Genomic DNA, 25,875 nt, shown 5'->3' with positions numbered 1-25,875 from the left:
CGAGAAAGCCGGGTGGAAACGATGACGCGAAAGAGAGCGAAGCTGTGTGCGCTGCTTGTAAGCTCGATGGCGGCACTGGATGCGGGCACGGCATCGGCGGCAACGCTGGCGGAAGACGCCGATGTGGTCTGCAAGGGTCTCGTCGGCGGGGCCGATGCCGTGAAGATCGACTCCGCAACCTTGCAGGCGCCCTCGCCGATCGCCGTTGCCGAACGCGGACCGACGCCGTCAGGGCGCGTCACGCCGGCCAATCCGGCCTTCTGCAAGGTGCTCGGTCATATCGACCCTGTCGATCCCAAGGCGCCGCCGATCAGATTCCAGGTCAACCTTCCCGTCGAATGGAACGGCCGCTCGCTGCAATATGGCGGCGGTGGTTTCAACGGTGTGCTGATCACCGGCCTTGCGCTGCCGCCGGCCTATCCCTTCGACAAGCCGTCGCCGCTGGCGCGCGGCTTCGTCACCTATGGCACCGACTCGGGTCACGAGACCAAGCAAGGTGAGCCGCCGCAGGTCTTCGCGCTCAACGACGAAGCCTTCGAGAATTTTGCTCACCGCGCCTACAAGAAAGTGCGCGATGTGGCCGTTGGGCTGATGGAGCGCGCCTACGGCAAGAGACCTGAGAAGATGTACTTCATGGGTTCGTCCGAGGGCGGCCGTGAAGGCCTGACCATGGCGCAGCGCTACCCGGATGACTTCGATGGGATCTTCGCACGCGTGCCCGTGATCAACTGGGTCGGCCTGCAGCATGCCGGCACGCGTTCGGGTCTCGTCACCATGGGCGCGGGCTGGATCAATCCGGCGCAGGTTAAGCTCGTCGGCGATGCCGTGCGGGCGGCTTGCGACAAGGCCGATGGCTCCGACGATGCGCTGGTGCAGGATCCCGTCGCCTGCAAGGCGGCCTTCAAGGTCGAGACGCTGCGCTGTGAGGCCGGAAAGAGCGGCGATCAGTGCCTGACCGATGCGCAGATCAAGGCGATCGATACCCTGCACGGGACCTACAAATTCCCGTTCGCGCTCGCCAACGGTCTCGACGATTATCCCGGCTGGGGCGTGTCGGGCGAGGATACGCCGGCGATCGGCCCGACCGGCGGCTGGGTGGCGTGGTGGCTCGGCACCGCGCCGCCGACGCAGCCGCCTGCACCCAACAACGGCATCGCCTGGATCTACGGCGCCGGCGGCATTCAATATGTCTTCGCGCGCGATCCCAAGCTCGATGTCACCACCTACAAGGTTGAGGAGCACAAGGCGCGGCTGCTCGAGGTTTCGAAGCTGATGGATTCGACCGATCCCGATCTCAGCCGCTTCCGCGCGCGTGGCGGCCGGCTGATCATGCTCGAGCACATGGCCGACTACGCGCAGAGCCCCTATGCCGGCATCCGTTATTTCGAGAGCGTCGAGCGCAAGCTCGGCAAGGCCGAAACGGCAGAGTTCGCGCGGCTCTACACCGCACCCGGCGTCGATCATGTCGGCTCCGGTGCGCCGGCCAATGTCGACATGCTGAGCATGCTGGTCGACTGGGTCGAGAAAGGCAAGGCGCCCGGCGATCTCGAAGTCAGCGAGCCGAAGATCGAGGCGCCCTCATTCGCGACGCTGCGCGCGCTGCCGCTGTGCCGCTGGCCGGCCTGGCCGCACTACAAAGCGGGACCGGTAACGGAGGCGGCAAGCTTCACCTGCGCGCCGTAAGGCGGCACAGGCCGGATGGATGACCGCGAAGTCACTCCGCTGCCATCGCCTGCGCCCCGCCGAGCAGACGCGCATTGAGCCGGCCGCCAGAGAACAGCATGTCGTCGAGGGCTTCGTCGATATCGGCCGAGACGATCGACTTGCCGCCGTTGCGCGCCAAGCTGGCTTGCGCCAGCCGCCGCATCAGTTCCTTGATGAAGGCGCAACTCGTCCCCTCGCTGCGGCGGGCAGCCTCGATGACGATCGCGTCGTCGAGCGGCAATCCCTTGCCATAGAGGCGCACCAGCTTGCTGCGGCCATTTTCATCCGGGAGCGGCACTTCGATGGCCTGGTCGACGCGACCGGGGCGACCGGCCAGGGCAGCTTCCAGGTCCTGTGGCCGATTGGTGGTGAGAACGAAAAGGATGTCGGCATCCGGCTTCAATCCGTCCATCTCGTTGAGCAGCCTGTTGAGCATGGTTTCTTCGCACGGCCCCATGTTGCGGCGGTCGCGCGCGATCAGGTCGACGTCCTCGATCACCACCATCGCGGGCTGCAGCAGCCGTGCCAGGCCCATATAGGCGCTGAGAAGGCCGATCTGCCCGGCCGTGATGATCAGGGTCGTATGTCCAGGCAGATGCGTTGCGAGATAGCGGATCGTATGGGTCTTGCCTGTGCCGGGCGGTCCGTAAAGCAGGATGCCTTTGCGCGTCGATTGTCCGAGCCGCCGCAGTTGCTCGCGCGTCCCAACGAAATTGAGCACGTTGCGATCGAGCAGCCGCAGAGTCCGCTCCGGCAGGATCACCTCGTCGCGTCGAACGGTCGGTAGCCGGTGCACATTGATGCCGCGGGATTGGCCGCGGTAGTCGGAAGATTCCTCGAGCGACAGGATCTTGCCGCGATAGGTGCGCGCGGCCTGCACGGCGTCTTCGAGCGCGCCGAAGCAATGCTGAACCACGGCCGCCCCCGTGCTTCCCGCGGACACCATGATTTCGATCCGGATGCCGGGCTCGCGACGGGTGTCGCGGTCGGCGCAGAGCAGGACGGCATGGCGCAAGCCGTCGTGCTCGCAGAGCCACAAGCCGTTGTCGAGGCACCGCGACGGACTGCTCTCGCCGACATCGACGTCGGAATATTGCAGCGGGGCGATCGCCACGGCGCTCCGATCGTCGCGGAGCAGGCGCGCAAACGACAGCGTTTCGTAGTGTTCCTCGGCAAGTCCGAACAAGTCGACGTGCGCTGCCAGCAGCTTGTCGAGGGCGGCTTGGACGTCCACTCGCATGTGGCCGGGAAACTGCCGGGTGGTCGTGACGAGCTTGCTGAGCGGAACGCCATGGAAGTACGCGTCCAGAACCCCGAACCCATAGGCGAGTTCGTCTTCCGTTTCGTGTTCTTGGTCTTGCTCTTCCGCTTGCTCCAGCTTCTGCGCCACGGCTCACCTTTCTGTTGCAACTAGAACGAGTTTGGAACAAATAAGGAACATGAACGCGCGAGAACGTCAAGCGCTTTGACAAAGAGACCGACAGGCGCTATTTGCTTCGCATGCGAAATAAACCGGCCGACGCGCGGCATCATCGGCTGATCTACCTGCTGAGCGTCGCGCAGCGCCGGCTGCAGCGCTGGATGGCGGCGCGGCCGGAGAACGCGGTGACGCCGGCGCAGGCAGGGCTGCTGTTCATCCTCGGCAAGCAGGATGGCGTGCTGATGGGCGAGGCGGGCGCGGCGCTCGACATGGGGCCGGCGGGCATTTCCGGCCTCGTCGACCGCACCGAGGCGGCGAAATTGATCGAGCGACGGGCCGATCGCGAGGACGGGCGCGCCTGGCGCATCTTTCTGACGCCGAAGGGGCGCACCGCCCTGGCGCAGGCGAAAGCCGGGGCGGCCGAGGTCAACGCCGCCCTGACGGATGGATTCACGGCGGCGGAGATCGACATCGTCGCGCGCTGGCTGACGAGCATTCAGGACAAGTTTCCAAGGCCTTCAGATACAAGATCTTCAGAAACAAGACATTCAGACGAATAAAAGGAGAGAGCGATGACCGAGCACGTCCGGATCGAGAACAATGGCGGAATTCTCACCCTCACGCTGGCGCGTCCCGACAAGAAGAACGCGCTGACCGATGCGATGTACGGCAAGCTTGCTGACAGCATCGAATCCGCCGAGTTCGATCCGTCGGCCCGCGTAATCCTGATCCGTGGCGAGGGCGACATGTTCACCGCCGGCAACGACGTCGGCGAATTTGCCGCGGTCGCAACCGGCAAGTCCGAAGGCAGCCGCAACGTATGGCGCTTCATCCAGTCGCTGGCACGCTGCACAAGGCCGCTGGTCGCCGCGGTGCAAGGCCGCGCCGTCGGTGTCGGCACCACGATGCTGCTGCATTGCGATCTCGTCGTGCTCGCCGACAACGCGCAATTGTCGACGCCTTTCGTCAGCCTCGCGCTGGTGCCGGAAGCCGCCTCCAGCCTGTTGATGCCGGCGCGCATCGGCCATGCCCGCGCTTATGAGATGTTCGCGCTCGGCGAGACCGTTCCCGCCAAGTCGGCGCTGGAATGGGGCCTCGCCAATCGTGTGGTGCCGCTCGACAAGCTCGATGCCGAGGCGCTCGCGCTGGCGCAACGTCTCGCCCGCCAGCCAGCCGGCGCCCTCACCGCCACCAAGCGCTTGATGCGCAGCGGCGAAGCACTGCTCGCGCAGATGCAGGCCGAAGGCGAGCAGTTCGCGCAGCGCCTGCGCACCGCCGAGGCGCGCGAGGCGTTTACGGCTTTTGCCGAGCGCCGTCCGCCGGATTTCACCAAGGTCGCGTGAGGGACGCGGCCCGCCAGGAGGCGCGGCGGGCACAACCGCAGGTACTTGATTAAAGTCTTAACCAAACCTTGGCATGTCGCGATGCAAGGTGGCCGCTCGTGAAGAGTAGGCCCCCGACCCATGGCAATGTTTAAGAAATCGGTAAGCTCGCTTCTCCTGACGCTGATGGCCCTCCTTGCTGCCGGCGCGCTGGCCTCGACGGCGTTCCAGATGGCCGGGGCTTTTGGCCGCTACAGCGAAAGTCTCGAGACCGAGCGGCTTGCCGCTGCCGATAAGGCGATCTTCCAGGGCGTGCTGTCGCTGCGGACCAATCGCGGCGATGCCCAGAGTGCGCTGCTCGGCGAGGACGATCCGCGCGCCAAGCTCGAAGCGGCGGAGAAGGCCGAGCAGGCCGGCTATGAGGCCGTCGGCGCTGCGCTCTCGACCGTCGACTTCGCCCGCCGCGACGAGCTCGCCGGCACGCTGAAGCAGCGCTGGAGCGAGACCGCGCCGCAATTCCAGCTGTTCTACGACGAGGCCAAGCGTCCGCGCGCCGAGCGCAAGCTTGAGCGAACCAACTCCTGGTACGATTCCGTCACCAAGGTCATCGACACCGCGAACCTCGCCTCCACGGCGGTGTCGAACCGCGCCTGGATGAACGATCCCTATATCGCACGCATGATCCAGGTCCGCCGCTTCGCCTGGCAGGTGCGCGACCGCTATGGCATCCATTGTTCGTCACTGCGCTCGAACGTCAACAGCAGCAAGCCGCTCGACGACGCCCAGAAGCGGTCGGTGGCGCAATGGGACGGCATCATCACCTCCGCATGGGCCGGCATGGCCGAGCTGCTGGCTGCGCCCGGTGTGTCGGCGGAGCTGGTCACGGCAGCGACGGACGCGAAGGCCAAGACCGATGGCGTCCTCAAGCAGATCAACGAGCTCACCAAAAATTTTGACGGCAGCGGCAAACCGGCGCTCCCTGCGGCAGAATGGAATACGCTCTGCCAGTCACCGTTCGCGCTCATTGTCGGCGTCGCGACCAAGGCGCTGGATCAGTCGATCGCGCGTGCCGAGGCCGTTCAGGCCAAGGCTCTCACCAACCTCATGGTACAGTCGCTCGCCTTCCTGCTCGCGCTCGCGGTGACCCTGACCGGCGTATACGTGGTGCGCAATCGCCTGATGCGCCCGGTGCGCGCCATTCTCGACGCCATCGCCCGCATCAGCGCGCGCGACTATGCGACGCCGGTGCCGCAATCCCGGCATCCCGACGAATTCGGCACCATGGCCGCGGCGCTCGAAAGCCTGCGCGAGAGCGCGGCGACAGCCGAGCGCCTGGGCCGGGAGCGCGAATCGCAGCAGGCCTTGCAGCTGGCCCGCTCCGGTACCGTCGACGAGGCCTGCCGCAGTTTTGATGACACCGTGCAGGCGGTGATCCACAGCGTTGTGGCCTCGACGCGGGAGCTCGATGACACCGCAGCCGGCGTGCGCTCGCTGGTGTCGGAATCGAGCAGCCAGACCGCGGCGGTCTCTTCCGCCGCCGAGCAGGCCACCAACAATCTGGAGACCATCGCGGCGGCGACCGAAGAACTCTCCGCATCGGTCGGCGAGATCTCCGCGCAGGTGCAGTCGAGCGCCCGCGAGGCTCGCGAAGCCGTGTCGCAGGCCGAGCAGACCAACGCGACGGTCGAGATCCTCGACCAGACTGCAAGCCGCATCGGCGAAGTCGTCAAGATGATCAACGCCATCGCCGGCCAGACCAACCTCCTGGCCTTGAACGCCACCATCGAAGCCGCGCGCGCCGGCGAAGCGGGCCGGGGCTTTGCCGTGGTCGCGGGCGAGGTCAAGAACCTCGCCGCACAGACGGCGACGGCGACGGAAGAGATCTCGCGTCAGGTCGAGGAGATCCAGGGCGCCACTGGCCAGGCCGTGACCGCGATCCGCGCCATCGGCGGCGCCATCAGCGGCATCGACGAGAAGATGACGGCGATTGCCGCCGCCGTCGAGCAGCAGCGCGCGGCCACCACCGAGATCTCGCGCAATTTCCAGCAGGCCGCGCAGGGTACGCGCGAAGTCACCGATACCATCGGCAGCGTCGCCAGGCTCAACCAGGAGACCGGCAACGCCGGCACGGTGTTGTCGGAATCCGTCATGAAGATGTCAGCCGACGCCGACCGCCTCCGCGTCGCGGTCGAGGGCTTTTTGGGCGCGGTCAAGATCGCGTAGTTTCGCCTCATTCTTCCAACCTGACGTCGTGGGTTCGGCATTGCCGCCGGTCCGCGCGGCGGCTACATCTGTGCCGCCTCGCTCCGTGAGCGCAGCGCCAGACGTAAGACAGATCAGGGATGGAGAGTTCGATGCCGGTCACCCCACACAAGGCCCAGCGCCCCTATCGCGGCGTGTTCCCGGTCGCGCCCACCATCTTCGACGAGCGCGGTGAGCTCGACCTCGAGGGACAGCGCCGCTGCATCGATTTCATGATCGATGCCGGCTCGAACGGCCTCTGCATTCTCGCCAATTTCTCCGAGCAGTTCGTGCTCACCGATGCCGAGCGCGAGACCGTGATGCATGCGGTGCTGGAGCATGTCGCGGGCCGGGTTCCCGTGATCGTCACCACCACGCATTTCAGCTCGGCGGTCTGCGCCGCACGCAGCAAGCAAGCCGAAGCCGCCGGCGCCGCCATGGTGATGGTGATGCCGCCCTATCATGGCGCGACCTTCCGGGTCCCTGAGAAGGGCATCGTCGAATTCTTCAAGGTGCTCTCGGACGCCATCTCCATTCCGATCATGATCCAGGATGCGCCGGTCGCGGGCACGCCGCTGTCGGTCGACCTGCTGGCGCGGCTGGCGCGCGACTTCGCCAACATCCGTTATTTCAAGATCGAGGTGCCGGGCGCGGCCTCAAAGCTCCGCAGCCTGATCGAGGCGGGCGGCAAGGACATCGAGGGACCCTGGGACGGCGAGGAGGCGATCACGCTGCTCGCCGATCTCGATGCCGGTGCCACCGGTGCGATGACCGGCGGCGGCTATCCCGACGGCATCCGCCAGATCATCGATCCCTATTTCGCCGGCAAGCGCGAGGAAGCGAAGGCCGCCTATGAGCGCTGGTTGCCGCTGATCAATTACGAGAACCGTCAATGCGGCCTGATCGCCTGCAAGGCGATGATGCAGGCCGGCGGCGTGATCAAGTCGGACGCGGTGCGCCATCCGCTCCAGCCGCTGCATCCGGCCACGCGCGCGGGCCTGCTGGAACTCGCCAAGGAACGCGACGCGCTGGCGCTGCGGTGGGGGAAGTAACGGGCCAAACGCGTCGCTGTCGTAGGGTGGGCAAAGGCGCGGAGCGCCGTGCCCACCATCTTTACTGACGGCGACAGGTGGTGGGTACGCTCCGCTTTGCCCACCCTACGAAGGCTGAATATTTCAGCTGTCGTCCCGGCCTTTGCCGGAACGACCCCGAAGGGGAGTTGCGCGCTCGCTTCATCTCATCCGCCCCTTTCGCCTGACGGCGTCGAATTTGCGCGATTCGAGCCGTTTCCCGCGGCCCGGCGATGAAGTAATATACGTCGCCAACCAAGCCCCGCGGAGCATCTCGAGCCATCGTGTAACACCTCTTCATAATGCCGTTATCCCGAGCCAGGTTGGCGCGAACCGACAGATCAGGGAGGCAGTGCCATGACGATGAGGCCGGACCCCACCTTTCACGCATCGCCCAGGCTTGCGATGGAAGCACCTGCGGAGAACTTTGCCTACACGTTGCTGCTCAGTCCGGATTTTTCGAAGCCGGATGCTCTCGCGGTCATCGACGTCAAGCCGGGATCGCCGACCTACAGCCAGATCGTCCACACCGTGACGATGCCCAACAAGGGCGACGAATTTCATCACTTCGGCTGGAATGCCTGCTCCTCCGCCCTGTCGCCGCTCGCCGGACATGCCTTTATCGAGCGGCGCTATCTCATCATCCCCGGAATCCGCTCGTCGCGGATCTACATCATCGATACCAAGCCCGATCCCACCAAAGCCAAGATCCACAAAGTCATCGAGCCCGAGGAAATATTCAAGAAGACCGGCTACTCGCGGCCGCACACCATCCATTGCGGGCCGGACGGCATTTACGTGAGCACGCTGGGTGGCGGCGGCAAGGACGGCACCAACGGGCCTCCCGGCGTCTTCATCATGGATTGCGAGACGTTCGAGGTCCTCGGACGATGGGAGATCGACCGTGGCCCGCAGACGCTGCATTATGACTTCTGGTGGAACCTGCCGCGCGATTACATGGTAACGAGCGAATGGGCGTTGCCGCCGCAGTTCGAGAACGGGATCGTCCCGGAGGATCTGCTGTCGAATAAATACGGCCATCGTCTCCACTTCTGGGATCTCCGCGCCCGGCGCAATGTGCAGACCATTGACCTTGGCGCCAATCATCAGATGGCGCTGGAGGTGCGGCCTGCGCACGATCCGGTTCGCGAATACGGTTTCGTGGGCGTCGTGGTCGACACCACCAATCTCGAAGCATCGATCTGGACCTGGTGGCGCGAAGGCGGGAAATTCCATGCCGAGAAGACGGCAACGATCCCGCCCGAACCCGCACCAAAGGAGAAGCTCCCGCCGCTGCTGCAGGGATTTGGCGCCGTGCCACCGCTGGTCACCGACATCGACCTGTCGATGGATGACCGGTTTCTCTACGTCTCTTGCTGGGGCACCGGTGAAATGCGCCAGTACGACGTCAGCGATCCCAGGAAGCCGAAGCTTGCGGGCTCGGTCCACATCGGCGGCATCGCACGCCGTACAGCGCATCCGAATGGCAAGGCCTTTGCGGCCGGCCCGCAAATGGTCGAGATCAGCCGCGACGGCAGGCGCGTGTACTGGACCAACTCGCTCTATTCCACCTGGGACGACCAGTTCTATCCCGATGGGGTTCCGGGCGTGGAGGTCATGGCCAATGTCGGTCGCAACGGCGGCCTCGAGCTCCACAAGGACTATTTCGTGAGTTTCCCCGACGGCTATCGCGCGCACCAGATCAGGCTGGAGGGCGGCGATTGTTCGACGGACTCCTTTTGCTACCCGTCGGTCTAGATTGGGGGCACGCGAGCCCGGCGCTTGGCTGGCTGTGGCTCGCGCTTGTTGCGAGCGGTCTCTACCACGGCGTCAATCCGGGGATGGGATGGCCGCTCGCCGTTTCGGCCGGGCTCATGGACAAGAGTCCATCCGCACTCTTCCGTGCGCTGTGGGCTCTGGCGGCCGGGCATCTCCTGGCAACATTTCTCGTGCTGCTGCCGTTCGCGTTCCTGCTGGTGCTGGTCGAGTGGCAGCGTTCGATCCAGATTGGCGCGAGCCTTCTCGTCGTCGGCTTCGGCGTTTATCGGCTGATCGCGCGGCGTCATCCACGCGCGCTGGCACGAATTCCGCCGACGCAATTGGCGCTCTGGTCATTTGCCGTCGCCATTGCTCACGGCGCCGCCTTGATGCTCGTGCCGATCTATCTCGGGCTCTGCCAGGCTTTCGAATTCGATGCCGGCCATGAGGCGGCCGGCGCGCTGATGAAGACAAGTCTTTTTAAGACAAGTCTCGGGATGGCGCTGCTGGTGTCCCTGGTGCACGTCGCCGCCATGGTCGGCGCCGGCGGATGTCTGGCGTGGCTGGTCTACCGCCATCTTGGATTGAAGTTCGTCTCGCGAAGCTGGTTCAATCTGGATGCAGTCTGGGCGGCCAGCCTCGTTCTGGTTGGCGCGGTGGCGCTCGGCTTGAATCTTGCGAGCTGGCGCTGAGGTCTATCGCGCCAGCGGCCACTCGTCGACGATGTGGAATCTTGCCGATGCATCATCCTGCCGAAACAGCGCGATGCGGTCGATCGCCAGCGTCTCGATCCCCAGCGCTGCAAACCGCGTCCGCAGCATCTCCAGGATCGGCCCGCGGCGCTCGGCATCCAGCCGCCCGGTCAGCGTCATGTGGAAGCGGAATTCTTCCATCACGTAAGGGTAGCCCCAGCGGTCGAGATAGTCGCGCTGCCGTTCGCTCAGCTTCTCGGGTTTGCGTCGCGCGCGGTCGTCCGCCGACAGCGCGGCTCGGAAGGAATCGAAATCGCGGGCGCAATCGGCGGCGAGTTGCTGGAGCGCCTCGACCGGCTCGGCTGGAATGACGGCGATGAAGCCGCTGATGGAATCGACCACCGGCAGGATCACGGGAAGCGGCCGAGGCTTGCCGGCGAATGCGGCGCAGGCGGCCATCAGCTCAGCTTCGGTCCTGCCTGATACGAGCGCCATCGGCGCCTTCAGCGTGGCGTGAAAGCCGTATTTGCGGGGATCGGCGCTGACGTCACGCCAGTCCGGCGCGACGCGCAATGCGTCGGCGGGAAAGGCCAGTTCGTTGCCGGTGTAGGCATCGTAGCCGAGCAGTTCGGCACCGAAGCGGGAGAGGGCGCTATCACTGCCGGCGGCAAAATAGATCGCGTAGCGGGGGAAACCTGTCATCGCCTCAGCATAACCAATTTAGGCCGCGACGACAGTCTCGCGCGGCGTCGCCATAGCAGTGAGCACCCGCGTAGCATCGGTGAGATGAACAAGCCTTCCGCCCGCGATCACCGCAATCAGCCGTGGCCGCAGCGGCACGGTGTCGTCGACCAGCAGAATATCGGCGCGGCGTCCTTCCGCGAGCACGCCGCGATCGGCAAGACCGGTGGCGCGCGCCGGGCCGGCGGAGACCAGATTCCAGGCGTCCGTCAGCGGCAGCACGCCGTCGGCGGCGAGGCGGAACGCTGCGAGCAGCTGCGCAGGATAATAATAGTCCGAGGCCAGCACGGAACAGAGCCCCTTGGCAATCATGTCGGAGGCCTTGGTCCAGCCAGTGTGGCTGCCGCCGCGCACGACGTTGGGCGCGCCGTAGACGATGGCGTCGCCGTGGCTTGCTGCCGCCCGCGCCGTCTCCTCGTTGATCGGAAACTCCGCGATGTCAGCGCCGAGATCGCGAAACTCCTGGCGCATCGCCGGCGTCGCATCATCGTGTGAGAGCATCCGCACCTCGGCCGCGCGCGCCGCGGCGGCCAGACGCGCAACCGAAGCCGGCACCTCGTCGGCGCGCGAGACCACGCGTTCGACCAGCCGGTCGAATTCCTCAGCTGAAAGCCCCGTGCGCTCCACCATGCGGTTGCGCTTGCGCGGCTTGGCCATGTCGGCGACGGTGCCATCCATGTGGTCGTTGAAAGCGAACAGATCGACGCGGCCCTCGGTGAGCCATTGGCTGATCTCGGCCTCGGCGTCGAGATTGTAGGTTTCGTGCCGCAGATGGAAGCGGGTGTCGGCGGCGAATTGCGGGCGCTGCCGCTCGATGGCCTCCATTAGGCCGCGCGCATTGTCGGCGCTGCGCAGGCCCGGCTCCCACGAGCAAGTCGTGGCGTGAAACACCGTGGTGATGCCGTTGCTGATCGCCTGGCGGTCGCTGTCGGCGAGCGCGACATCGATCGGGAAGTCGACGCCGGCGCGCGGCATCATCTGCCGCTCGAAAGCATCGCCATGCAGGTCAACGATGCCGGGGAGCACCAGCAGGTTGCGCGCATCGATCGCCAGCCGCGCCCGGCCCCGTGAAGCATCGATCTGGGCGATGTCCTGTCCGGACACCGCCAATGACGATTCGACGACCTCAGTGCCGATCAGGGCCCGGCCGCCTTCAAGGAAAATGTCTGTCACGCGACCGCGTTTCGTTTGCTGGTAAGGGATCTGGTCTGGGGAGTCGCCCGTGCTTCGTATGTCGCGAGAAAATCTTCAATCCCGAGCTTGCGGAAATCGGGCAGCGCTTCGCGCAATTTGTCGTGATCCCAGTCCCACCAGGCGAGCTTCGCGAGCCGTCCGGCGATCTCCTCGGAGAATCGCCGCCGCACGATGCGGGCGGGATTGCCGGCGACGATGGTGTAGGCCGGCACGTCCTTGGTGACGATGGCGCCGGCCGCGATCACCGCGCCGGTGCCGATGTTGCGGCCCGGCAGCACGATCGCGCCGTGACCGATCCAGACGTCGTGGCCGATATGGACGTGGTGCTGCCGCCGCCAGTCGAAGAACTCGGCATCGTCGCTCTCGCCGTCGAAGTAGGCGCTGGAGCGATAGGTGAAATGCGCCTGCGTCGCGCGGTGCATCGGGTGATTGCCGGGATTGATGCGCGTCATCGCCGCGATCGAGCAGAATTTTCCGACGGTGGTGTAGGTGATCTGGGAATCGTTCACGACATAAGAGTAATCGCCCATCGCGACGTCGTGCAGGATGGTGCGCGCGCCGACCTCGGTATAGGCGCCGAGCCTGGTCTCGTGCAGCTTGGCCGAGGGGTCGACGGTCGGCTGGACCGAGAGAATCTTGGCGGCCATGTTGCATCCGAAGCGCGAGGGCGGGCGTTCCTCTTCGAGCGGCTTGATGACGATGTCATGACACGGCGATGACAGGGGATGAGCTGTGTAGGATCGCCGCACCGCAACGCCCGTGTCACACAAGTGTCAAGCGCGGGCGTTAGCGGTTGGCTCCAGCTAATCTGGAGTCCCGCATGCTGGTGGTGGAAGGTCTGACGTGTCGCTTCGGCGCGAAAGCCGCGGTGGACGACGCTTCGTTTCAAATTTCCCCCGGCGGCTTCGTCGGTGTGATCGGACGGTCCGGCGCCGGCAAGTCGACGCTGCTGCGAACCATCAATCGTCTCGCGACGCCGACGCAGGGCCGCATCCTGTTTGACGGCATTGACGTCACCGCGCTGCGCGGCAAGGAGCTGCGGCAGTGGCGAGCGCGGTCGGCCATGATCTTCCAGCAGTTCAACCTGGTCGGCCGGCTCGATGTCCTCACCAACGTTCTGATGGGGCGCTTGGCGACGATGCCGGCCTGGCGCTCGCTGTCGCAAGTGTGGCCCGAGCAGGACAAGGCGCTGGCGATGTCGGCGCTCGAACAGTTCGACATCGCGTCGCTCGCCGCCCAGCGTGCCGACCAGCTTTCCGGCGGCCAGCAGCAGCGCGTCGCGATCGCGCGTGCGCTGGTGCAGCAGCCCGACATCATCCTCGCCGACGAGCCGATCGCATCGCTCGATCCGCGCAACACCAAGATCGTGATGGATGCGCTGCTGCGCATCAACAAGCATTTCGGCATCACCGTGCTCTGCAATCTGCATTCGCTGGATCTCGCCCGCAGCTATTGCGACCGCCTGATCGGCATGGCTGCGGGCCGCGTGGTGTTCGACGGCGCGCCGTCCGCGCTGACCGACCACGTCGCGCGCGAGCTCTACGATCTCGAAGCCGCCGACGTCATGGGCACCGTGCCCGTCCCGGCGCCCGAGGGCGTTCCGGCGCTCGGAACCGCCGCGGCCGCCTGAGCCGCGCCACATCTTTTGTTGCCAGTTTTGCGTCCACCGACCCCAACGGATGAAGAGGGTATCATGATCACTCGCAGATTAATTCTTGCCGGCGCCGCCGCGCTCGCGTTCACCGCCTCCGCCTCCGCCGACGATTGGAAGGCGAAATATCCCGAGCTGACCTTTGCGGTCGTCCCGGCCGAGAACGCCTCCGGCGTCACCGAGCGCTGGGCGCCTTTCGTGAACTATCTCTCCAAGGAACTGGGCGTGAAGGTCACGCTGCGCATCGCCAACGACTACGCCGCCGTCATCGAGGGCCAGCGCGCCGGCAACATCCACATCGCCAGCTACGGTTCGGCCTCGTTCGCCCGCGCCCGCCTGACCGGCGTCAAGTCCGACGCCTTCGCCAACGACATCAACGCCGACGGCTCGACCGGCTATTACTCGGTGTTCTTCGTCAAGGCGAGCAGCGCCTACAAGAAGGTCGACGATCTCAAGGGCAAGAACCTCGGCCTCGTCGATCCGAACTCGACCTCCGGCAACAACGTGCCGCGCTTCGAGCTGGACAAGATGGGCATCCCCGATGCCGACGGCTATTTCGGCAAGGTCGTCTTCACCGGCAGTCACGAGAACGCGATGCTGGCGCTGTCGCAGGGCACGGTCGACGTTGCCGCCAACCAGTGGACCAGCGACGACGATTCCACGCTGGCGCAGATGTTGACCAAGGGCATGCTGAAGAATGCCGACGGTTCGGCGATGAAGAAGGACGACTTCCGCATCATCCACAAGTCGGCGCCGATCATCAACGGCCCCTATGCCTACAATTCCGACCTGCCGGAAGACGCCAAGGCTGCCATTGCGAAAGCGTTCTTCGACGCCCCGGCCAAGGACAAGGCCGCGTTCGACCGCCTCTCCGACGGTCAGAAGAAGGGCTTTCATCCCGCCACCACCAAGGACTGGGATGGCACGATCGAGCTGATCAAGTTCGTCGATGCGCTGCGTAAGAAGAAGGCGTCCTGATCTCAGGGCGATGCAACTGGAGCCGGGTCCCTGGACCCGGCTCTTTCTTTGACGGAACTCATCTCAGGCCGATGACAACAGCGGTTTCGATCCTCCCCGAGCAGCAGCTTGCCGTGCTCAACGCCGCTTATCGCCAGGCGGTCGGGCGCAGGCGGCTCCGCCTGCTGTTGGGGATCGCGGTCTTCGCCGCCGCGCTGGCTCTCGCGGGAATCGGCGCGGAAGTGAATCTGCGCACGCTCTTCACCTATTTCGGCAATTTCATCAGCTATTTCGATCGCATCCTCACGCTCGACAACGGCCAGCGCGTCTGGACCGATGTCGGCGAATGGCTCTGGGGCTGGCGCAAATGGCTGAAGATGCTCGGCGAAACGCTGCTGATCTCCTATGTCGGCACGCTGATCGGCGCGACCTTGGCATTTTGCCTGAACTTCTTCGCCGCTGAAAACACCTCGCCCGCACCCTGGCTGCGCTTCGTCGTCCGGCGCCTGCTCGAGTTCGCCCGCACCGTTCCGGGCATCGTCTTCGCGCTGATCTTCGTGATCGCGTTCGGGCTCGGGCCGATGGCGGGTGTGCTCGCGATCGCGATCCACTCCACCGGCGCGCTCGGAAAGCTGTTCTCGGAAATCGTCGAGAACGCCGACATGAAGCCGGTCGAAGGCATCCGCTCGACCGGCGCGAGCTGGCTGTCCTGCATGCGCTTCGCCGTCGTGCCGCAGGTGACCGCGGGTTATGCGAGCTACGCGCTGCTGCGCTTCGAGATCAACGTCCGTGAAGCCTCCGTGATGGGCTTCGTCGGTGCCGGCGGCATCGGCCAGGAGCTCGTCGTCGCGATCCGCAAATTCTACTATTCGGACGTCAGCGCGATCCTGCTGACCATCATCGTCACCGTGTTCATCATCGATATCAGCACCGGTTGGCTGCGCGGCCGCCTGTTCGGCAAGGAGGCGCGGACGTGACGAGGCGGCAAACGGTCGACACGCGAGAGCTTCGCGCGCGCTATCCGGATGTGTTCGACCGGCCGGCCTCGGCGCGGCTTGCCACACCCGCGATGATCGTCGCGGCGTTCGCGATCCTCGTTTACGGCCTGGTCGATCTCGACTTCTCGCCGTCGCGCTTCTTCGCAGGTCTCAGCCAGCTCGGCTGGATCACCTTGATGATGATCCCGCCCGATCCCGGCTCCTCACTGCCGATCTATCTGAAGGCGCTCGGCGAGACGCTGTCGATCGCGCTGCTCGGCACGACGCTGGCCGCTGTGTTCGCGCTTCCGGTCAGCCTGCTCGCGGCACGCAACGTGGTGCCGTCGAAGCTCCTGCGTTTTCCTGTCCGCCGCGTCCTGGATTCGATCCGCGGTGTCGACACGCTGATCTGGGCGCTGGTGTGGATCAACGTCGTCGGGCTCGGCCCGTTCGCCGGCGTGCTCGCCATTGCGGTGTCGGATTTCGGCGCCTTCGGCAAGCTGTTCTCGGAGGCGATCGAGGGCGCCGACCAGAAGCAGGTCGAGGGCATCCGCGCCTCCGGCGGCAGTGCGCTGCACGAGATCCGTTTCGGGCTGTTGCCGCAGGTGCTGCCCGTGATCGCTGGCCAGGTGCTCTATTTCATCGAATCCAACACCCGCTCGGCCACCATCATCGGCATCGTCGGCGCCGGCGGCATCGGCCTGCAGCTCGCCGAGCAGATCCGCGTGCTGGAATGGCAGAAGGTGTCGTTCCTGATCCTGATGATCCTGGTCGCCGTCGCCGCGATCGATTTCATCTCGGGCAAGCTGCGCTTTGCGATCATTGGGCGCAGGGCCGTGGCCTGATCAAAAGTGCCGTAGGGTGGGCAAAACGCAGCGTGCCCACGATTTTTAACGATCGAGAAAGATCGTGGGCACGGCGCGAAGTGCGCCTTTGCCCATCCTACGGCTCCGGTTTCTTGGAGAGAGCCCCTACGACTCCACCAGAAACTCCACGCGCTCCGCGGCGAAGCGCGAATGCTTGGTCATCAGCGGCTTGCCGTCAAGATCGTGGTCGGTGGCATCGACCACCAGGATCGGCCGTCCGAGCGCGAGATCGAGCCGGGCCGCATCGGTGGCGTCGACGATGCCGGCGGTGATCCGGGTCGCGCCGCGGCGATAGTCGCGCACCCCGTAATGCTCCAGCAGCTTCGTCATCGAGCGCGTCGCCGCGAACACGGCACCGGCGCCGGGAAACAATTCCGCCGACAGCCATGTGGTGGAGACGCAGATCGGCGTGCGGTCGGCAAGGCGAATCGCCTCGATCCGCACCAAGGGCGCGCCGGCCTTCAATCCGAGCTCACGCGCCAGCTCGTGGGTCGCGACATCGTCGGTCGCCTCGATCAACTGACCGCGCGGCTCGCGGCCACCGGCGCCGACGATCTCGGAGAAGCGCGTGCGCGAGCGCAGGGGATAAGCGAGCTTCTGCGCTTCGACATAAGTTCCGCTGCCGCGCTCGGCGCGCACCAGGCCGCGCTCGGCAAGCGCTGCCAGCGCGCGCCGCACGGTGTGGCGGTTCACCCGATAGGTTTCGGCGATCTCCATCTCGCCCGGCAATTTGTCGCCGGCCGCGAAACGGCCGTCGGCGATGCCGCGCTCGATGCCGTCGGCAACGAGGCGCCATAGCGCGACGCCGGACGACGCAGTGTCTTGCATGCTCATATCGCCGGCCAGCCTAGCCCAGAAATCACAGCTTTGTCACGAAACAGTCATGGCGCTCCCGTATGAAGTTGTCTATTATCATAGACAACTTCAGCGCGGCAAGTTCTGTCAAAGGTTCGGTGGATCAGGTGACCCTGCACAACAACCAGCAAGCCCAGCGCCAGGCCGCCATGGCCGTGCTGGCGCACGCGGAGGCGGGCGAGATCGCCGCCCGCCTCCGCAACTTGGCGCTCCCGGCACATCAGGATTTGCGCGCGCCCGAAAACGGTCTCGTCATGCTGCGCGGCCGGGTCGGCGGCGACGGCGCGCCGTTCAATCTCGGTGAAGCCACGGTGTCGCGCGCCGCGGTGCGGCTTGCGAGCGGCGAGGTGGGATTCGGCTACACGCTCGGGCGCGACGGCGAGAAAGCGCGGCTGATCGCTTTGTGCGACGCCCTGGTGCAGTCGAGGGATTTTGGCGGAGTGGTGGAGCGGGACGTTATCGCCCCGTTGCGTGAACAGCTTATGGCTGGCCGCAAGCAGGCGGCGGCTGAGACCGCTGCGACGAAGGTTGATTTCTACACCATGGTGCGCGGTGAGGGGTGAGATCATGACCACGATTGCGGAACTGCCGCCGGGCTTCGCCGACAAGGTGCTGTCGGCGCAATCGACCTTTCGCTCGGTCATGGACGCGATGGCGCGGCCGGGCTCGGTCCAGCGCATCGTACCGGGGGCGGGGGCGCCCGACAGGATGATGCGCGGCACGGCCGCGATCGCGCTGACGCTGTTCGACCACGACACGCCGCTCTGGCTCGACGCGCGGCTGGCGGAGAGCCCGAACGTGGTGAAATGGCTGAAGTTTCACACCGGCGCGCCCGTGGTGCAGGATTCCTCGATCGCGAGTTTTGCGCTGATCAGCGACGGCGGTGCGCTGCCGCCGCTCGAACGCTTCGCGCTCGGAACCAGCGAATATCCGGATCGGTCCACCACGGTGATCCTGCAGGTCGATAGCCTCGACTCCGGACGGAGCTTCGAGCTGCGCGGTCCCGGCATCGACGGCGCCGCCATGCTCAATGCGTCGATCAAGCCGTTCGATCTGTTCGAGCGTATGCACATCAACGAGGCGCTGTTTCCGCGCGGCATCGATGTGGTGCTGGTGGCCGATGATGCCGTGGTCGCGATCCCCCGCACCACGCGAATCGTGAGCAAGGGAAGCTAGAAGCATGTATGTCGCAGTCAAAGGCGGCGAACGCGCCATCGAGAACGCCCATCGCCTGCTCGCAGGCAAGCGGCGCGGCGACCGAGGCGTTCCGGAGGTCACGCTCGACCAGATCTCGGAGCAGCTTGGCCTCGCCGTGGACCGCGTCATGAGCGAAGGCTCGCTCTATGATCGCGAGCTCGCGGCCCTCGCGATCAAGCAGGCGCGCGGCGATTTGATCGAGGCGATCTTCCTGGTTCGCGCCTTCCGCGCCACGATGCCGCGTTTCGGCGCGAGCGAGCCGGTCGACACCGGTGCGATGCGCGTGCAGCGGCGGGTGTCCTCGACCTTCAAGGATATTCCCGGCGGCCAGATCCTCGGGCCGACCTTCGACTACACCCATCGCCTGCTCGATCCCGCGCTCGCGCAAGGCTTCGTGCCGGAGGCGCCGGCAACGGCGGAGGCCTCGACGGCGCCGACGCCGCGCGTGACCGACATCCTCGGCCGCGACGGGCTGATCGAATCCTCGCCGCAGGCCGAGGAGGGCGCGAGCGTCGGCGACCTCACCCGCGAGCCGCTGAACTTCCCTGCGGACCGTGATTTGCGCCTTCAGAATCTCGCACGCGGTGACGAAGGATTCTTGCTGGCGATGGGCTATTCCACCCAGCGCGGCTATGGCCGCAACCATCCCTTCGCCGGCGAGATCCGCTTCGGCGAGGTCGAGGTGGAATTTTCGGCGGAAGATGTCGGCTTCGCCGTGCCGCTCGGTTCGATCGAGCTCACCGAGTGCCAGATGGTCAACCAGTTCAAGGGCTCCGCGACGGAAGCGCCGTGCTTCACCCGCGGCTATGGCCTCGCCTTCGGCCAGAGCGAGCGCAAGACCATGTCGATGGCCCTGGTCGACCGCGCGTTGCGCGCCCGCGAGCTCGGCGAGGAGGCACTCGCCCCCGCGCAAGATGAAGAATTCGTGATGTCGCATTCGGACAATGTCCAGGCCACCGGCTTCGTCGAGCATCTGAAGCTGCCGCATTATGTCGACTTCCAGTCCGAGCTCGGCCTGCTCCGCAAGCTGCGCAAGGAATTCACTGACGCCCAGGCGCCTGATGCCATGAAGGAGGCCGCGGAATGAACGCGCCCGCCTACAATTTCGCCTATCTCGACGAGCAGACCAAGCGGATGATCCGCCGTGCGATCCTGAAGGCGATCGCGATTCCCGGTTATCAGGTGCCGTTCGCCAGCCGCGAGATGCCGATGCCCTATGGCTGGGGCACCGGCGGCGTGCAGGTCACCGCCGCGATCCTCGGTCCCGCCGACGTGCTGAAGGTGATCGACCAGGGCTCCGACGACACCACGAACGCGATCTCGATCCGGAAATTCTTCGCCAAGACCGCGGGCGTTGCCACGACGACCGCAACTGACGAAGCGACGGTGATCCAGACCCGCCACCGCATCCCCGAGGCGACGCTGCACGCAAACCAGGTGCTGGTCTATCAGGTGCCGATCCCGGAGCCGCTGCGTTTCCTCGAGCCGCGCGAGACCGAGACGCGGCGGATGCATGCGCTGGCCGAATACGGCCTGATGCATGTGAAGCTCTATGAGGACATCGCCCGCTTCGGCCACATCGCCACCGCCTACGCCTATCCGGTCAAGGTCAACGCGCGCTACGTGATGGATCCGTCGCCGACGCCGAAATTCGACAATCCCAAGATGGACAATTGCCCGGCGTTGCAATTGTTCGGCGCCGGCCGCGAGAAGCGCATCTATGCGATCCCGCCTTACACGAAGGTGGTGTCGCTCGATTTCGAGGATCATCCGTTCGAGCCCTATCGCTTCAACGCGCCCTGCGCGCTGTGCGGCGCGGAGAATTCCTATCTCGACGAGATCGTCACCGACGACAAGGGCGGACGGATGTTCGTGTGCTCGGACACTGACTATTGCGAGAGCCGCCAGGCCGCCGGCCATCACGGCAGCCTCAGCGCCGCGCCGTACAAGGAGAAGGCGCAGGAGACGTCAAATGGCTGATCAAGACCTGCTCGACAACGACGAGCCGCTGCTGATCGCAAAATCCCTCAGCAAATCCTTCGGCCGCATCAAAGCCTGCCGCGACGTCTCGTTCTCGCTCTATCCCGGCGAGGTGGTGGCGATCGTCGGCGAATCCGGTTCGGGCAAGTCGACGCTGCTGCAGCTCCTGTCGGGTCAGCTCGCAGCCAGCGGCGGACACGTGTCCTATCGGATGCGCGACGGTGTCGCCCGCGATCTCGCCACGCTCGGCGAAGCCGAGCGGCGCTTCCTGTACCGCACCGATTGGGGTTTTGTGCATCAGGATCCCGCCCAGGGCCTGCGCATGGCGGTCTCGGCCGGCGCCAATGTCGGCGAGCGGCTGATGGCGGTTGGTTGGAATCACTATGGCCGCATCCGCGAGACCGCGTCCGACTGGCTCACCCGCGTCGAGATCGACACCGCCCGCATCGACGATGCGCCGCGGACCTATTCCGGCGGTATGCGCCAGCGTCTCCAGATTGCGCGCAACCTCGTCACCGAACCGCGGTTGGTGTTCATGGACGAGCCGACCGGCGGCCTCGACGTGTCCGTGCAGGCGCGCCTGCTCGACCTCCTGCGCAATCTCGTCGCCGAGCTGCACCTCGCCGTCATCATCGTCACCCACGACCTCGCGGTGGCGCGGCTGCTCTCGCACCGCGTGATGGTGATGAAGGGCGGCCGCGTCATCGAGACCGGTCTCACCGACCAGGTTCTCGACGATCCCCGCGAGCCCTATACGCAACTTCTCGTCTCCTCGATCCTGCCGCCATGAACCTTTCAATATGAGCTTTCCAATGACCGCCATGATCGACGTCACCGATGCCAACAAGACCTTCACCATGCACCTGCAGGGCGGCATCGAGTTGCCTGTCGTCAGCGGCGTGAGCTTCCAGGTCAACGCGAGCGAATGCGTCGTGCTGTCGGGGCCGTCAGGCGCCGGCAAGTCCTCGATCCTGAAAATGATCTTCGGCAATTACCGCTGCGATAGCGGCCGCATCGGCATCCGCCACCGCGGCGCGCTGATCGATCTCGCCAGCGCCGAGCCGCGCCAGGTGCTCAACGTCCGTCGCGCCACCATCGGCTATGTCAGCCAGTTCCTGCGCGCGGTGCCGCGGGTGGCCACTATCGACGTCGTCGCCGAGCCGCTGATCGTGAACGGCATGCCACGCGCCGACGCGCAAGCCCGCGCCGGCGATCTGCTGCACCGCCTCAACATCCCCGAGCGTCTGTGGCAGCTTCCGCCCGCGACCTTCTCCGGCGGCGAGCAGCAGCGCGTCAACATCGCGCGCGGCTTCATCTCGGACCTGCCGATACTGCTGCTGGACGAGCCGACCGCCTCGCTGGATGCCGCCAACCGCGCGGTCGTGGTCGAGCTGGTCGCCGAGAAGAAGCGCCAGGGCGTCGCCATGGTTGCCATTGTCCATGACGACGAAATCCGTCATCTGATTGCCGACCGCATCGTCGACGTCACCAGCTTTGCCGCCGCGGCCTGAAGGAAATGGAAATGAACGCCAAGCCGAAGGACATTGTGATCGCCAACGCCAGGATCGTGCTGGCTGACCGGGTGATCGAGCAGGGCTGGCTCGCTCTTGCCGACGGGCGCATCGCCGAGATCGGCGATGGGACTGCGCCTGCGGGCGCCGAGGATGCCGGCGGCGATTTGATCATGCCGGGCCTGATCGAGCTTCACACCGACCATCTCGAAGCCCATTACGTGCCGCGGCCAAAGGTGTTCTGGAATCCGGTCGCGGCCGTGATCTCCTATGACGGCCAGCTCGCGACTTCGGGCATCACCACCGTGTTCGATTCGCTCCGGGTCTGGCGCGAGGACGGCGCCGAGGAGGTCGACGGCCGCGCCGGCGTGCTCGCCGCCGCGATCACGACCGCGCGCGACGCCAGCCTGCTGCGCGCCGACCACTTCCTGCACCTGCGCTGCGAGATCCCGATGCCGAGCGTGGTCGAGGAGGCCAGGGAGCTGATCGACCGTCCCGACGTCAAGCTGATGTCGTTGATGGACCACACGCCCGGCCAGCGTCAGTTCCGTGACGAGGTCAAGTTGCGCGACTATTATCGCGGCAAGGGCGGCGGCAAGACCGATGCCGAGCTCGACGAGCTGTTCGCCAAGCGCTTCGAATATCAGAAGCTCTATGCCGCGAGCAACATGCGCGAGATCGTGGCGCTGGCGCATCAGTACAAGATCCCGCTCGCAAGCCACGACGACACCACCGAGGAGAACGTCGCGGATGCCGTGCGCGATCGCGTCTCGGTGGCGGAGTTCCCGACCACGCTCGAGGCCGCGCGCAGCTTGCATGAGGCCGGCATCGACATCCTGATGGGCGCGCCGAACGTCGTGCGCGGCGGCTCGCATTCCGGCAACATCGCCGCGGTCGATCTCGCCCGCGAGGGCCTACTCGACATTCTGTCGTCGGACTACATCCCGTCGAGCCTCCTGATGGGGGCGTTGCAATTGCCCGAGCATGTGCCTGCGATCGGCCTTGCCGCGGCGATCCGCACCGTGACCAAGGCACCTGCGGAGGCGGTTGGCCTCACCGACCGCGGCGAGGTCGCGATCGGCAAGCGTGCCGACCTCATTCGCGTGCATGTCGCGGGCCACGTTCCCGTCGTCCGCAGTGTCTGGCGCGAAGGAATCCGTGTCGCATGAGCGAGAGCGCAACCATGGCGGGCGGGCGGACCGGCGCGATCGGGCCCGGACGGCTCGTGCTGGTGGTCGGTCCCAGTGGCGCGGGCAAGGACACGCTGCTGCGGCTGGCGCAAGCGGCCTGCGCTGATGATCACGACATTGTCTTCCCGCGCCGAATCGTGACGCGCGAATCCTCCGCCGACGAAGACAATGTCGCGCTCGGTCCCGACGAATTCCGCCGCGCCTGCGAGCATGGCGATTTCGCCGTGCATTGGGACGCGCACGGGCATTCCTATGCGCTGCCGCTCGACGTCAACGACGATATCCGCGCCGGCCGTACGGTCGTCGCCAACGTCTCGCGCACGGTGATCGGCGCGCTGCGCCAGACCTACGCTGACATCGTGGTGGTCGCGATCACGGCGCCGCCGGATGTGCTGGCCGCGCGGCTGGCTGCGCGCGCGCGACAAAGCGACGGCAACATCGCCGAGCGCCTCACCCGCAGCGTCGACGACAGGTCGGCGCAGGCTGATGTCACCATCCTCAATGCCGGCAGCGCGGACTATCACGCCCGCCAGCTCGTGCGCGTGATCAGGAATGAAGGCTGGCACGATTAGCCAGTACAGCAAGGAGAACGGAATGTCGGTGATTGAAACGATCGAACAGCTGGAGGCCATCTACGGCGCCACCAACGACGCCTCGACCGTGAAAGTCGCCGACCACGTCACGCCGCTCTACCGCGTCTTCATCGAGAAGGCGCCGTTCGCCGCGCTTGCCACCATCGGCCCCGAGGGCATCGACTGCTCGCCGCGTGGTGACTTGCCCGGCTTCGTCCGTATCCATGATCCCAAGACGCTGATGCTGCCGGATCGTCGCGGCAACAACCGGGTCGATTCCCTGCGCAACATCGTGCGCGATCCCAGGGTGTCGCTGATGTTCCTGATCCCCGGCTCCGGCAATGCGGTTCGCGCCAACGGCCGCGCCCATCTCTCGGTCGATCCCGAGCTGCTGGCCTCGTTCAAGGTCGAGGGCAAGGCGCCGCGCAGCGTGATGGTGATGAAGGTGGCCGAGATTTACTTCCAGTGCGCTCGCGCCATCGTCCGGTCCGACCTCTGGAATCCCGACAAGCGTATCGATCCCAAGACGCTGCCGACGCCCGGTCAGATCCTCGCCGAGATGAGCGACAACAAGGTCGGCGGCGCAGAGTACGATCGCATCTGGCCCGAGCGCGCCGCTGCGACGATGTGGTGAGACTTTCTTCCCCTCTCCCCTTGTGGGAGAGGGTGGCTCGCCGCATAGCGGCGAGACGGGTGAGGGGTTCTCTCCGCGCGCTAGTCTCTCTCATTTGAACCTGCGGAACGAACCCCTCATCCGGCGCTTCGCGCCACCTTCTTCTCCCACAAGGGGCCTGTTGCGTAATCCACCAGTTGTGATTCCCTAGGGCAAAGCCTTGGAGGTATCGATGGCGGTGAAGCGGACAGGACAGCCGAGCTTTGTGGAAGCGCTGATGCCGAAGGGCGCCGGCGCCAATGCGGCGCTGGATCGGTTGGCTGGCCTGGTCAAGTGGTACCGGTTCGAGAAGCTGATCGGCCATTTGCGGGATGAAGGGAGCCCCGGTCGTCCAGGCTATCCGGTGCTTGTGCTGTTTCGCGCGGTACTGCTGCAGTCGCTCTACGGTCTTTCGGAGCGCGAACTGGAGGAGGCGCTGGGCGACCGATTGTCATTCAAGCGCTTCGTTGGTTTGAGCCTCGAGGATGCCGCGCCCGATCATACGGTCCTGAACCGCTTCCGGAACCACCTCGTTGAACAAGGCCTGCTGGAGAAGCTGTTTGGCGAACTGGATCGCCAGCTTGAGAATGCCGGCGTCATCCTCAAGCGCGGCACGATGCTGGATGCAACCTTGATCCAGGCGGTGTCAGCTCCTCCGAGGGAGGATCGTCCCTCAAACGATCCCGACGCCCGCTTCACCAAGCGGCAGGGCAAGAGCGGCTCGACCTTCGGTTACAAGGCGCATGTGGGGGTCGACGAGGGGTCCGGCCTGATCCGCGCGGTGTTGACCACGCCTGCCAATGTCAACGATACAACGCCGGCTGATGAGCTAATCCGCGGCGACGAAGCCGTGGTGTGGGCCGATGCGGCCTACGACACCCATGCCAGACGAGCCCGGCTGAAGGCGGAAGGCAAAAAGCCCCGCATCGCCCGTCGTCCCAACAGGCATCACCCGGAACTGCCGCCAAGGCTCAAACGCTACAATCTCCTCATCGCACGACGACGAGCAACGGTGGAGACCACCTTTGCCACCCTCAAACGCCGGATGCGGCTTACCTGCATTCGCTACGTCGGTCTCGCCAAGGCAAGCGGGCAAGTCCTGCTTGCCTCCATCGCGTTCAACATGAGGCGGTGGGCTGCGATCGCCGCCTGAGACGCCCGCCAAGGGCACCAACTACAGATCTCGGCCTGACGATCGGCGTCAACACAGCCCTCTCTCCTTACGTCTCCTGCCTCAAAAGGCCGTAGCGCAACAGGCCCACAAGGGGAGAAGGAAGAGGAGCGAAGCCGCGCGAGGTAAATCCGGCTGCCACTGCTCACCGCGG

The 25,875-nt window shown here is 65.5% G+C and carries 26 protein-coding genes; 21 read left to right on the top strand and 5 right to left on the bottom strand.

Features of this window, described 5'->3' with window-relative positions:
- The first annotated feature begins 21 nt into the window (after positions 1-21).
- Positions 22-1,683, top strand: coding sequence for a tannase/feruloyl esterase family alpha/beta hydrolase (locus GGD66_RS25315; protein WP_183259328.1), 1,662 nt, complete (start codon positions 22-24; stop codon positions 1,681-1,683).
- Positions 1,684-1,714: 31 nt separating this feature from the next.
- On the opposite strand, the gene GGD66_RS25310 is transcribed toward GGD66_RS25315, so the two are convergent.
- Positions 1,715-3,094 (bottom strand): ATP-binding protein, encoded by a 1,380-nt coding sequence (locus GGD66_RS25310; RefSeq protein WP_312014182.1) that lies wholly within the window; start codon positions 3,092-3,094, stop codon positions 1,715-1,717.
- A 110-nt stretch (positions 3,095-3,204) separates the two neighbouring features.
- On the opposite strand from GGD66_RS25310, the gene GGD66_RS25305 reads away from it, so the two are divergent.
- The 6 genes from GGD66_RS25305 (at position 3,205) to GGD66_RS25280 (ending at position 10,207) form a co-directional block, all read left to right on the top strand.
- Positions 3,205-3,684 (top strand): MarR family winged helix-turn-helix transcriptional regulator, encoded by a 480-nt coding sequence (locus GGD66_RS25305; RefSeq protein WP_092251857.1) that lies wholly within the window; start codon positions 3,205-3,207, stop codon positions 3,682-3,684.
- 12 nt (positions 3,685-3,696) lie between these two features.
- Positions 3,697-4,467 carry an enoyl-CoA hydratase gene (locus tag GGD66_RS25300; RefSeq protein ID WP_183259327.1) on the top strand — a complete coding sequence of 257 codons (771 nt, stop codon included), beginning with the start codon at positions 3,697-3,699 and terminating at the stop codon, positions 4,465-4,467.
- 120 nt (positions 4,468-4,587) lie between these two features.
- Positions 4,588-6,669 carry a methyl-accepting chemotaxis protein gene (locus GGD66_RS25295; RefSeq protein WP_183259326.1) on the top strand — a complete coding sequence of 694 codons (2,082 nt, stop codon included), beginning with the start codon at positions 4,588-4,590 and terminating at the stop codon, positions 6,667-6,669.
- 131 nt (positions 6,670-6,800) lie between these two features.
- The gene (locus GGD66_RS25290) at positions 6,801-7,739 is read left to right on the top strand and encodes a dihydrodipicolinate synthase family protein (protein WP_183259325.1); all 939 of its coding nucleotides are present in this window, start codon (positions 6,801-6,803) and stop codon (positions 7,737-7,739) included.
- 375 nt (positions 7,740-8,114) lie between these two features.
- A complete protein-coding gene (locus GGD66_RS25285) occupies positions 8,115-9,515 on the top strand; it encodes a selenium-binding family protein (RefSeq protein ID WP_183259324.1) in 1,401 nt (466 codons plus the stop codon).
- A gap of 83 nt (positions 9,516-9,598) precedes the next feature.
- On the top strand, positions 9,599-10,207 hold the full coding sequence (locus tag GGD66_RS25280) for a hypothetical protein (RefSeq protein ID WP_246788983.1): 609 nt from the start codon (positions 9,599-9,601) through the stop codon (positions 10,205-10,207).
- 3 nt (positions 10,208-10,210) lie between these two features.
- On the opposite strand, the gene GGD66_RS25275 is transcribed toward GGD66_RS25280, so the two are convergent.
- The 3 genes from GGD66_RS25275 to GGD66_RS25265 are packed head-to-tail and all read right to left on the bottom strand — an operon-like array spanning position 10,211 to position 12,789.
- Entirely contained in the window at positions 10,211-10,909 is a 699-nt protein-coding gene (locus tag GGD66_RS25275) for a DUF1045 domain-containing protein (protein ID WP_183259322.1), read from the bottom strand.
- Positions 10,910-10,927: 18 nt separating this feature from the next.
- Positions 10,928-12,121 (bottom strand): alpha-D-ribose 1-methylphosphonate 5-triphosphate diphosphatase, encoded by a 1,194-nt coding sequence (locus tag GGD66_RS25270; protein ID WP_183259321.1) that lies wholly within the window; start codon positions 12,119-12,121, stop codon positions 10,928-10,930.
- Positions 12,118-12,789, bottom strand: a complete 672-nt coding sequence (locus tag GGD66_RS25265; RefSeq protein ID WP_183259320.1) for a chloramphenicol acetyltransferase — start codon at positions 12,787-12,789, stop codon at positions 12,118-12,120. The genes GGD66_RS25270 and GGD66_RS25265 overlap by 4 nt, the downstream gene beginning before the upstream one ends.
- A gap of 173 nt (positions 12,790-12,962) precedes the next feature.
- Between GGD66_RS25265 and phnC the strand changes: the two genes are divergently transcribed.
- The 4 genes from phnC (at position 12,963) to phnE (GGD66_RS25245) (ending at position 16,572) form a co-directional block, all read left to right on the top strand.
- Positions 12,963-13,772 (top strand): phosphonate ABC transporter ATP-binding protein, encoded by an 810-nt coding sequence (gene phnC, locus GGD66_RS25260; protein WP_183259319.1) that lies wholly within the window; start codon positions 12,963-12,965, stop codon positions 13,770-13,772.
- Positions 13,773-13,835: 63 nt separating this feature from the next.
- Positions 13,836-14,771 carry a phosphonate ABC transporter substrate-binding protein gene (gene phnD, locus GGD66_RS25255; RefSeq protein ID WP_018321220.1) on the top strand — a complete coding sequence of 312 codons (936 nt, stop codon included), beginning with the start codon at positions 13,836-13,838 and terminating at the stop codon, positions 14,769-14,771.
- A 71-nt stretch (positions 14,772-14,842) separates the two neighbouring features.
- A complete protein-coding gene (gene phnE, locus GGD66_RS25250; protein ID WP_092251874.1) occupies positions 14,843-15,727 on the top strand; it encodes a phosphonate ABC transporter, permease protein PhnE in 885 nt (294 codons plus the stop codon).
- The gene (phnE, locus tag GGD66_RS25245) at positions 15,724-16,572 is read left to right on the top strand and encodes a phosphonate ABC transporter, permease protein PhnE (RefSeq protein ID WP_183259318.1); all 849 of its coding nucleotides are present in this window, start codon (positions 15,724-15,726) and stop codon (positions 16,570-16,572) included. The genes phnE (GGD66_RS25250) and phnE (GGD66_RS25245) overlap by 4 nt, the downstream gene beginning before the upstream one ends.
- 126 nt (positions 16,573-16,698) lie before the next feature.
- Here the strand turns inward: phnE (GGD66_RS25245) and phnF are convergent, their stop codons facing one another.
- A complete protein-coding gene (gene phnF, locus GGD66_RS25240; RefSeq protein WP_183259317.1) occupies positions 16,699-17,427 on the bottom strand; it encodes a phosphonate metabolism transcriptional regulator PhnF in 729 nt (242 codons plus the stop codon).
- A 119-nt stretch (positions 17,428-17,546) separates the two neighbouring features.
- Here phnF and phnG point away from each other — a divergent pair, with 119 nt between their 5' ends.
- The 10 genes from phnG (at position 17,547) to GGD66_RS25190 (ending at position 25,703) form a co-directional block, all read left to right on the top strand.
- Positions 17,547-18,011, top strand: a complete 465-nt coding sequence (gene phnG, locus GGD66_RS25235) for a phosphonate C-P lyase system protein PhnG (protein WP_183259419.1) — start codon at positions 17,547-17,549, stop codon at positions 18,009-18,011.
- 4 nt (positions 18,012-18,015) lie between these two features.
- A complete protein-coding gene (phnH, locus tag GGD66_RS25230) occupies positions 18,016-18,624 on the top strand; it encodes a phosphonate C-P lyase system protein PhnH (RefSeq protein ID WP_018321225.1) in 609 nt (202 codons plus the stop codon).
- Positions 18,625-18,628: 4 nt separating this feature from the next.
- Complete coding sequence (locus GGD66_RS25225; protein ID WP_183259316.1) at positions 18,629-19,732, top strand: carbon-phosphorus lyase complex subunit PhnI; 1,104 nt, start codon at positions 18,629-18,631, stop codon at positions 19,730-19,732.
- Complete coding sequence (locus GGD66_RS25220) at positions 19,729-20,625, top strand: alpha-D-ribose 1-methylphosphonate 5-phosphate C-P-lyase PhnJ (protein ID WP_183259315.1); 897 nt, start codon at positions 19,729-19,731, stop codon at positions 20,623-20,625. The genes GGD66_RS25225 and GGD66_RS25220 overlap by 4 nt, the downstream gene beginning before the upstream one ends.
- The gene (phnK, locus tag GGD66_RS25215) at positions 20,618-21,415 is read left to right on the top strand and encodes a phosphonate C-P lyase system protein PhnK (RefSeq protein WP_183259314.1); all 798 of its coding nucleotides are present in this window, start codon (positions 20,618-20,620) and stop codon (positions 21,413-21,415) included. Before GGD66_RS25220 ends, phnK begins: the two co-directional genes overlap by 8 nt.
- A 22-nt stretch (positions 21,416-21,437) precedes the next feature.
- Positions 21,438-22,136, top strand: coding sequence for a phosphonate C-P lyase system protein PhnL (gene phnL / locus GGD66_RS25210; RefSeq protein ID WP_177236880.1), 699 nt, complete (start codon positions 21,438-21,440; stop codon positions 22,134-22,136).
- 11 nt (positions 22,137-22,147) lie between these two features.
- Complete coding sequence (locus GGD66_RS25205) at positions 22,148-23,305, top strand: alpha-D-ribose 1-methylphosphonate 5-triphosphate diphosphatase (RefSeq protein ID WP_183259313.1); 1,158 nt, start codon at positions 22,148-22,150, stop codon at positions 23,303-23,305.
- Positions 23,302-23,898, top strand: a complete 597-nt coding sequence (phnN, locus tag GGD66_RS25200) for a phosphonate metabolism protein/1,5-bisphosphokinase (PRPP-forming) PhnN (RefSeq protein WP_183259312.1) — start codon at positions 23,302-23,304, stop codon at positions 23,896-23,898. Before GGD66_RS25205 ends, phnN begins: the two co-directional genes overlap by 4 nt.
- Before the next feature lie 22 nt (positions 23,899-23,920).
- Positions 23,921-24,532 (top strand): pyridoxamine 5'-phosphate oxidase family protein, encoded by a 612-nt coding sequence (locus tag GGD66_RS25195; RefSeq protein ID WP_092251890.1) that lies wholly within the window; start codon positions 23,921-23,923, stop codon positions 24,530-24,532.
- Between the two features lie 211 nt (positions 24,533-24,743).
- Positions 24,744-25,703, top strand: a complete 960-nt coding sequence (locus tag GGD66_RS25190) for an IS5 family transposase (RefSeq protein ID WP_183259311.1) — start codon at positions 24,744-24,746, stop codon at positions 25,701-25,703.
- Positions 25,704-25,875: the final 172 nt, after the last annotated feature.

This window comes from Bradyrhizobium sp. CIR48 (genome assembly GCF_014198315.1).
In the GTDB taxonomy this organism is placed as follows: Bacteria; Pseudomonadota; Alphaproteobacteria; order Rhizobiales; family Xanthobacteraceae; genus Bradyrhizobium.
Note: the sequence above shows the minus strand (reverse complement) of the source record. Positions and strands in the feature narration are given on the sequence as shown.

Bases quoted from the DNA above. Each gene is read 5' to 3' on its own strand.
- GGD66_RS25315 (WP_183259328.1), top strand. From the start codon at position 22: ATGACGCGAAAGAGAGCGAAGCTGTGTGCGCTGCTTGTAAGCTCGATG.
- GGD66_RS25305 (WP_092251857.1), top strand. From the start codon at position 3,205: ATGCGAAATAAACCGGCCGACGCGCGGCATCATCGGCTGATCTACCTG.
- GGD66_RS25300 (WP_183259327.1), top strand. From the start codon at position 3,697: ATGACCGAGCACGTCCGGATCGAGAACAATGGCGGAATTCTCACCCTC.
- GGD66_RS25295 (WP_183259326.1), top strand. From the start codon at position 4,588: ATGGCAATGTTTAAGAAATCGGTAAGCTCGCTTCTCCTGACGCTGATG.
- GGD66_RS25290 (WP_183259325.1), top strand. From the start codon at position 6,801: ATGCCGGTCACCCCACACAAGGCCCAGCGCCCCTATCGCGGCGTGTTC.
- GGD66_RS25285 (WP_183259324.1), top strand. From the start codon at position 8,115: ATGACGATGAGGCCGGACCCCACCTTTCACGCATCGCCCAGGCTTGCG.
- GGD66_RS25280 (WP_246788983.1), top strand. From the start codon at position 9,599: ATGGGATGGCCGCTCGCCGTTTCGGCCGGGCTCATGGACAAGAGTCCA.
- GGD66_RS25275 (WP_183259322.1), bottom strand. From the start codon at position 10,909: ATGACAGGTTTCCCCCGCTACGCGATCTATTTTGCCGCCGGCAGTGAT.
- GGD66_RS25265 (WP_183259320.1), bottom strand. From the start codon at position 12,789: ATGGCCGCCAAGATTCTCTCGGTCCAGCCGACCGTCGACCCCTCGGCC.
- phnC (WP_183259319.1), top strand. From the start codon at position 12,963: ATGCTGGTGGTGGAAGGTCTGACGTGTCGCTTCGGCGCGAAAGCCGCG.
- phnD (WP_018321220.1), top strand. From the start codon at position 13,836: ATGATCACTCGCAGATTAATTCTTGCCGGCGCCGCCGCGCTCGCGTTC.
- phnE (WP_092251874.1), top strand. From the start codon at position 14,843: ATGACAACAGCGGTTTCGATCCTCCCCGAGCAGCAGCTTGCCGTGCTC.
- phnF (WP_183259317.1), bottom strand. From the start codon at position 17,427: ATGAGCATGCAAGACACTGCGTCGTCCGGCGTCGCGCTATGGCGCCTC.
- phnH (WP_018321225.1), top strand. From the start codon at position 18,016: ATGACCACGATTGCGGAACTGCCGCCGGGCTTCGCCGACAAGGTGCTG.
- GGD66_RS25225 (WP_183259316.1), top strand. From the start codon at position 18,629: ATGTATGTCGCAGTCAAAGGCGGCGAACGCGCCATCGAGAACGCCCAT.
- GGD66_RS25220 (WP_183259315.1), top strand. From the start codon at position 19,729: ATGAACGCGCCCGCCTACAATTTCGCCTATCTCGACGAGCAGACCAAG.
- phnK (WP_183259314.1), top strand. From the start codon at position 20,618: ATGGCTGATCAAGACCTGCTCGACAACGACGAGCCGCTGCTGATCGCA.
- phnL (WP_177236880.1), top strand. From the start codon at position 21,438: ATGACCGCCATGATCGACGTCACCGATGCCAACAAGACCTTCACCATG.
- GGD66_RS25205 (WP_183259313.1), top strand. From the start codon at position 22,148: ATGAACGCCAAGCCGAAGGACATTGTGATCGCCAACGCCAGGATCGTG.
- phnN (WP_183259312.1), top strand. From the start codon at position 23,302: ATGAGCGAGAGCGCAACCATGGCGGGCGGGCGGACCGGCGCGATCGGG.
- GGD66_RS25195 (WP_092251890.1), top strand. From the start codon at position 23,921: ATGTCGGTGATTGAAACGATCGAACAGCTGGAGGCCATCTACGGCGCC.
- GGD66_RS25190 (WP_183259311.1), top strand. From the start codon at position 24,744: ATGGCGGTGAAGCGGACAGGACAGCCGAGCTTTGTGGAAGCGCTGATG.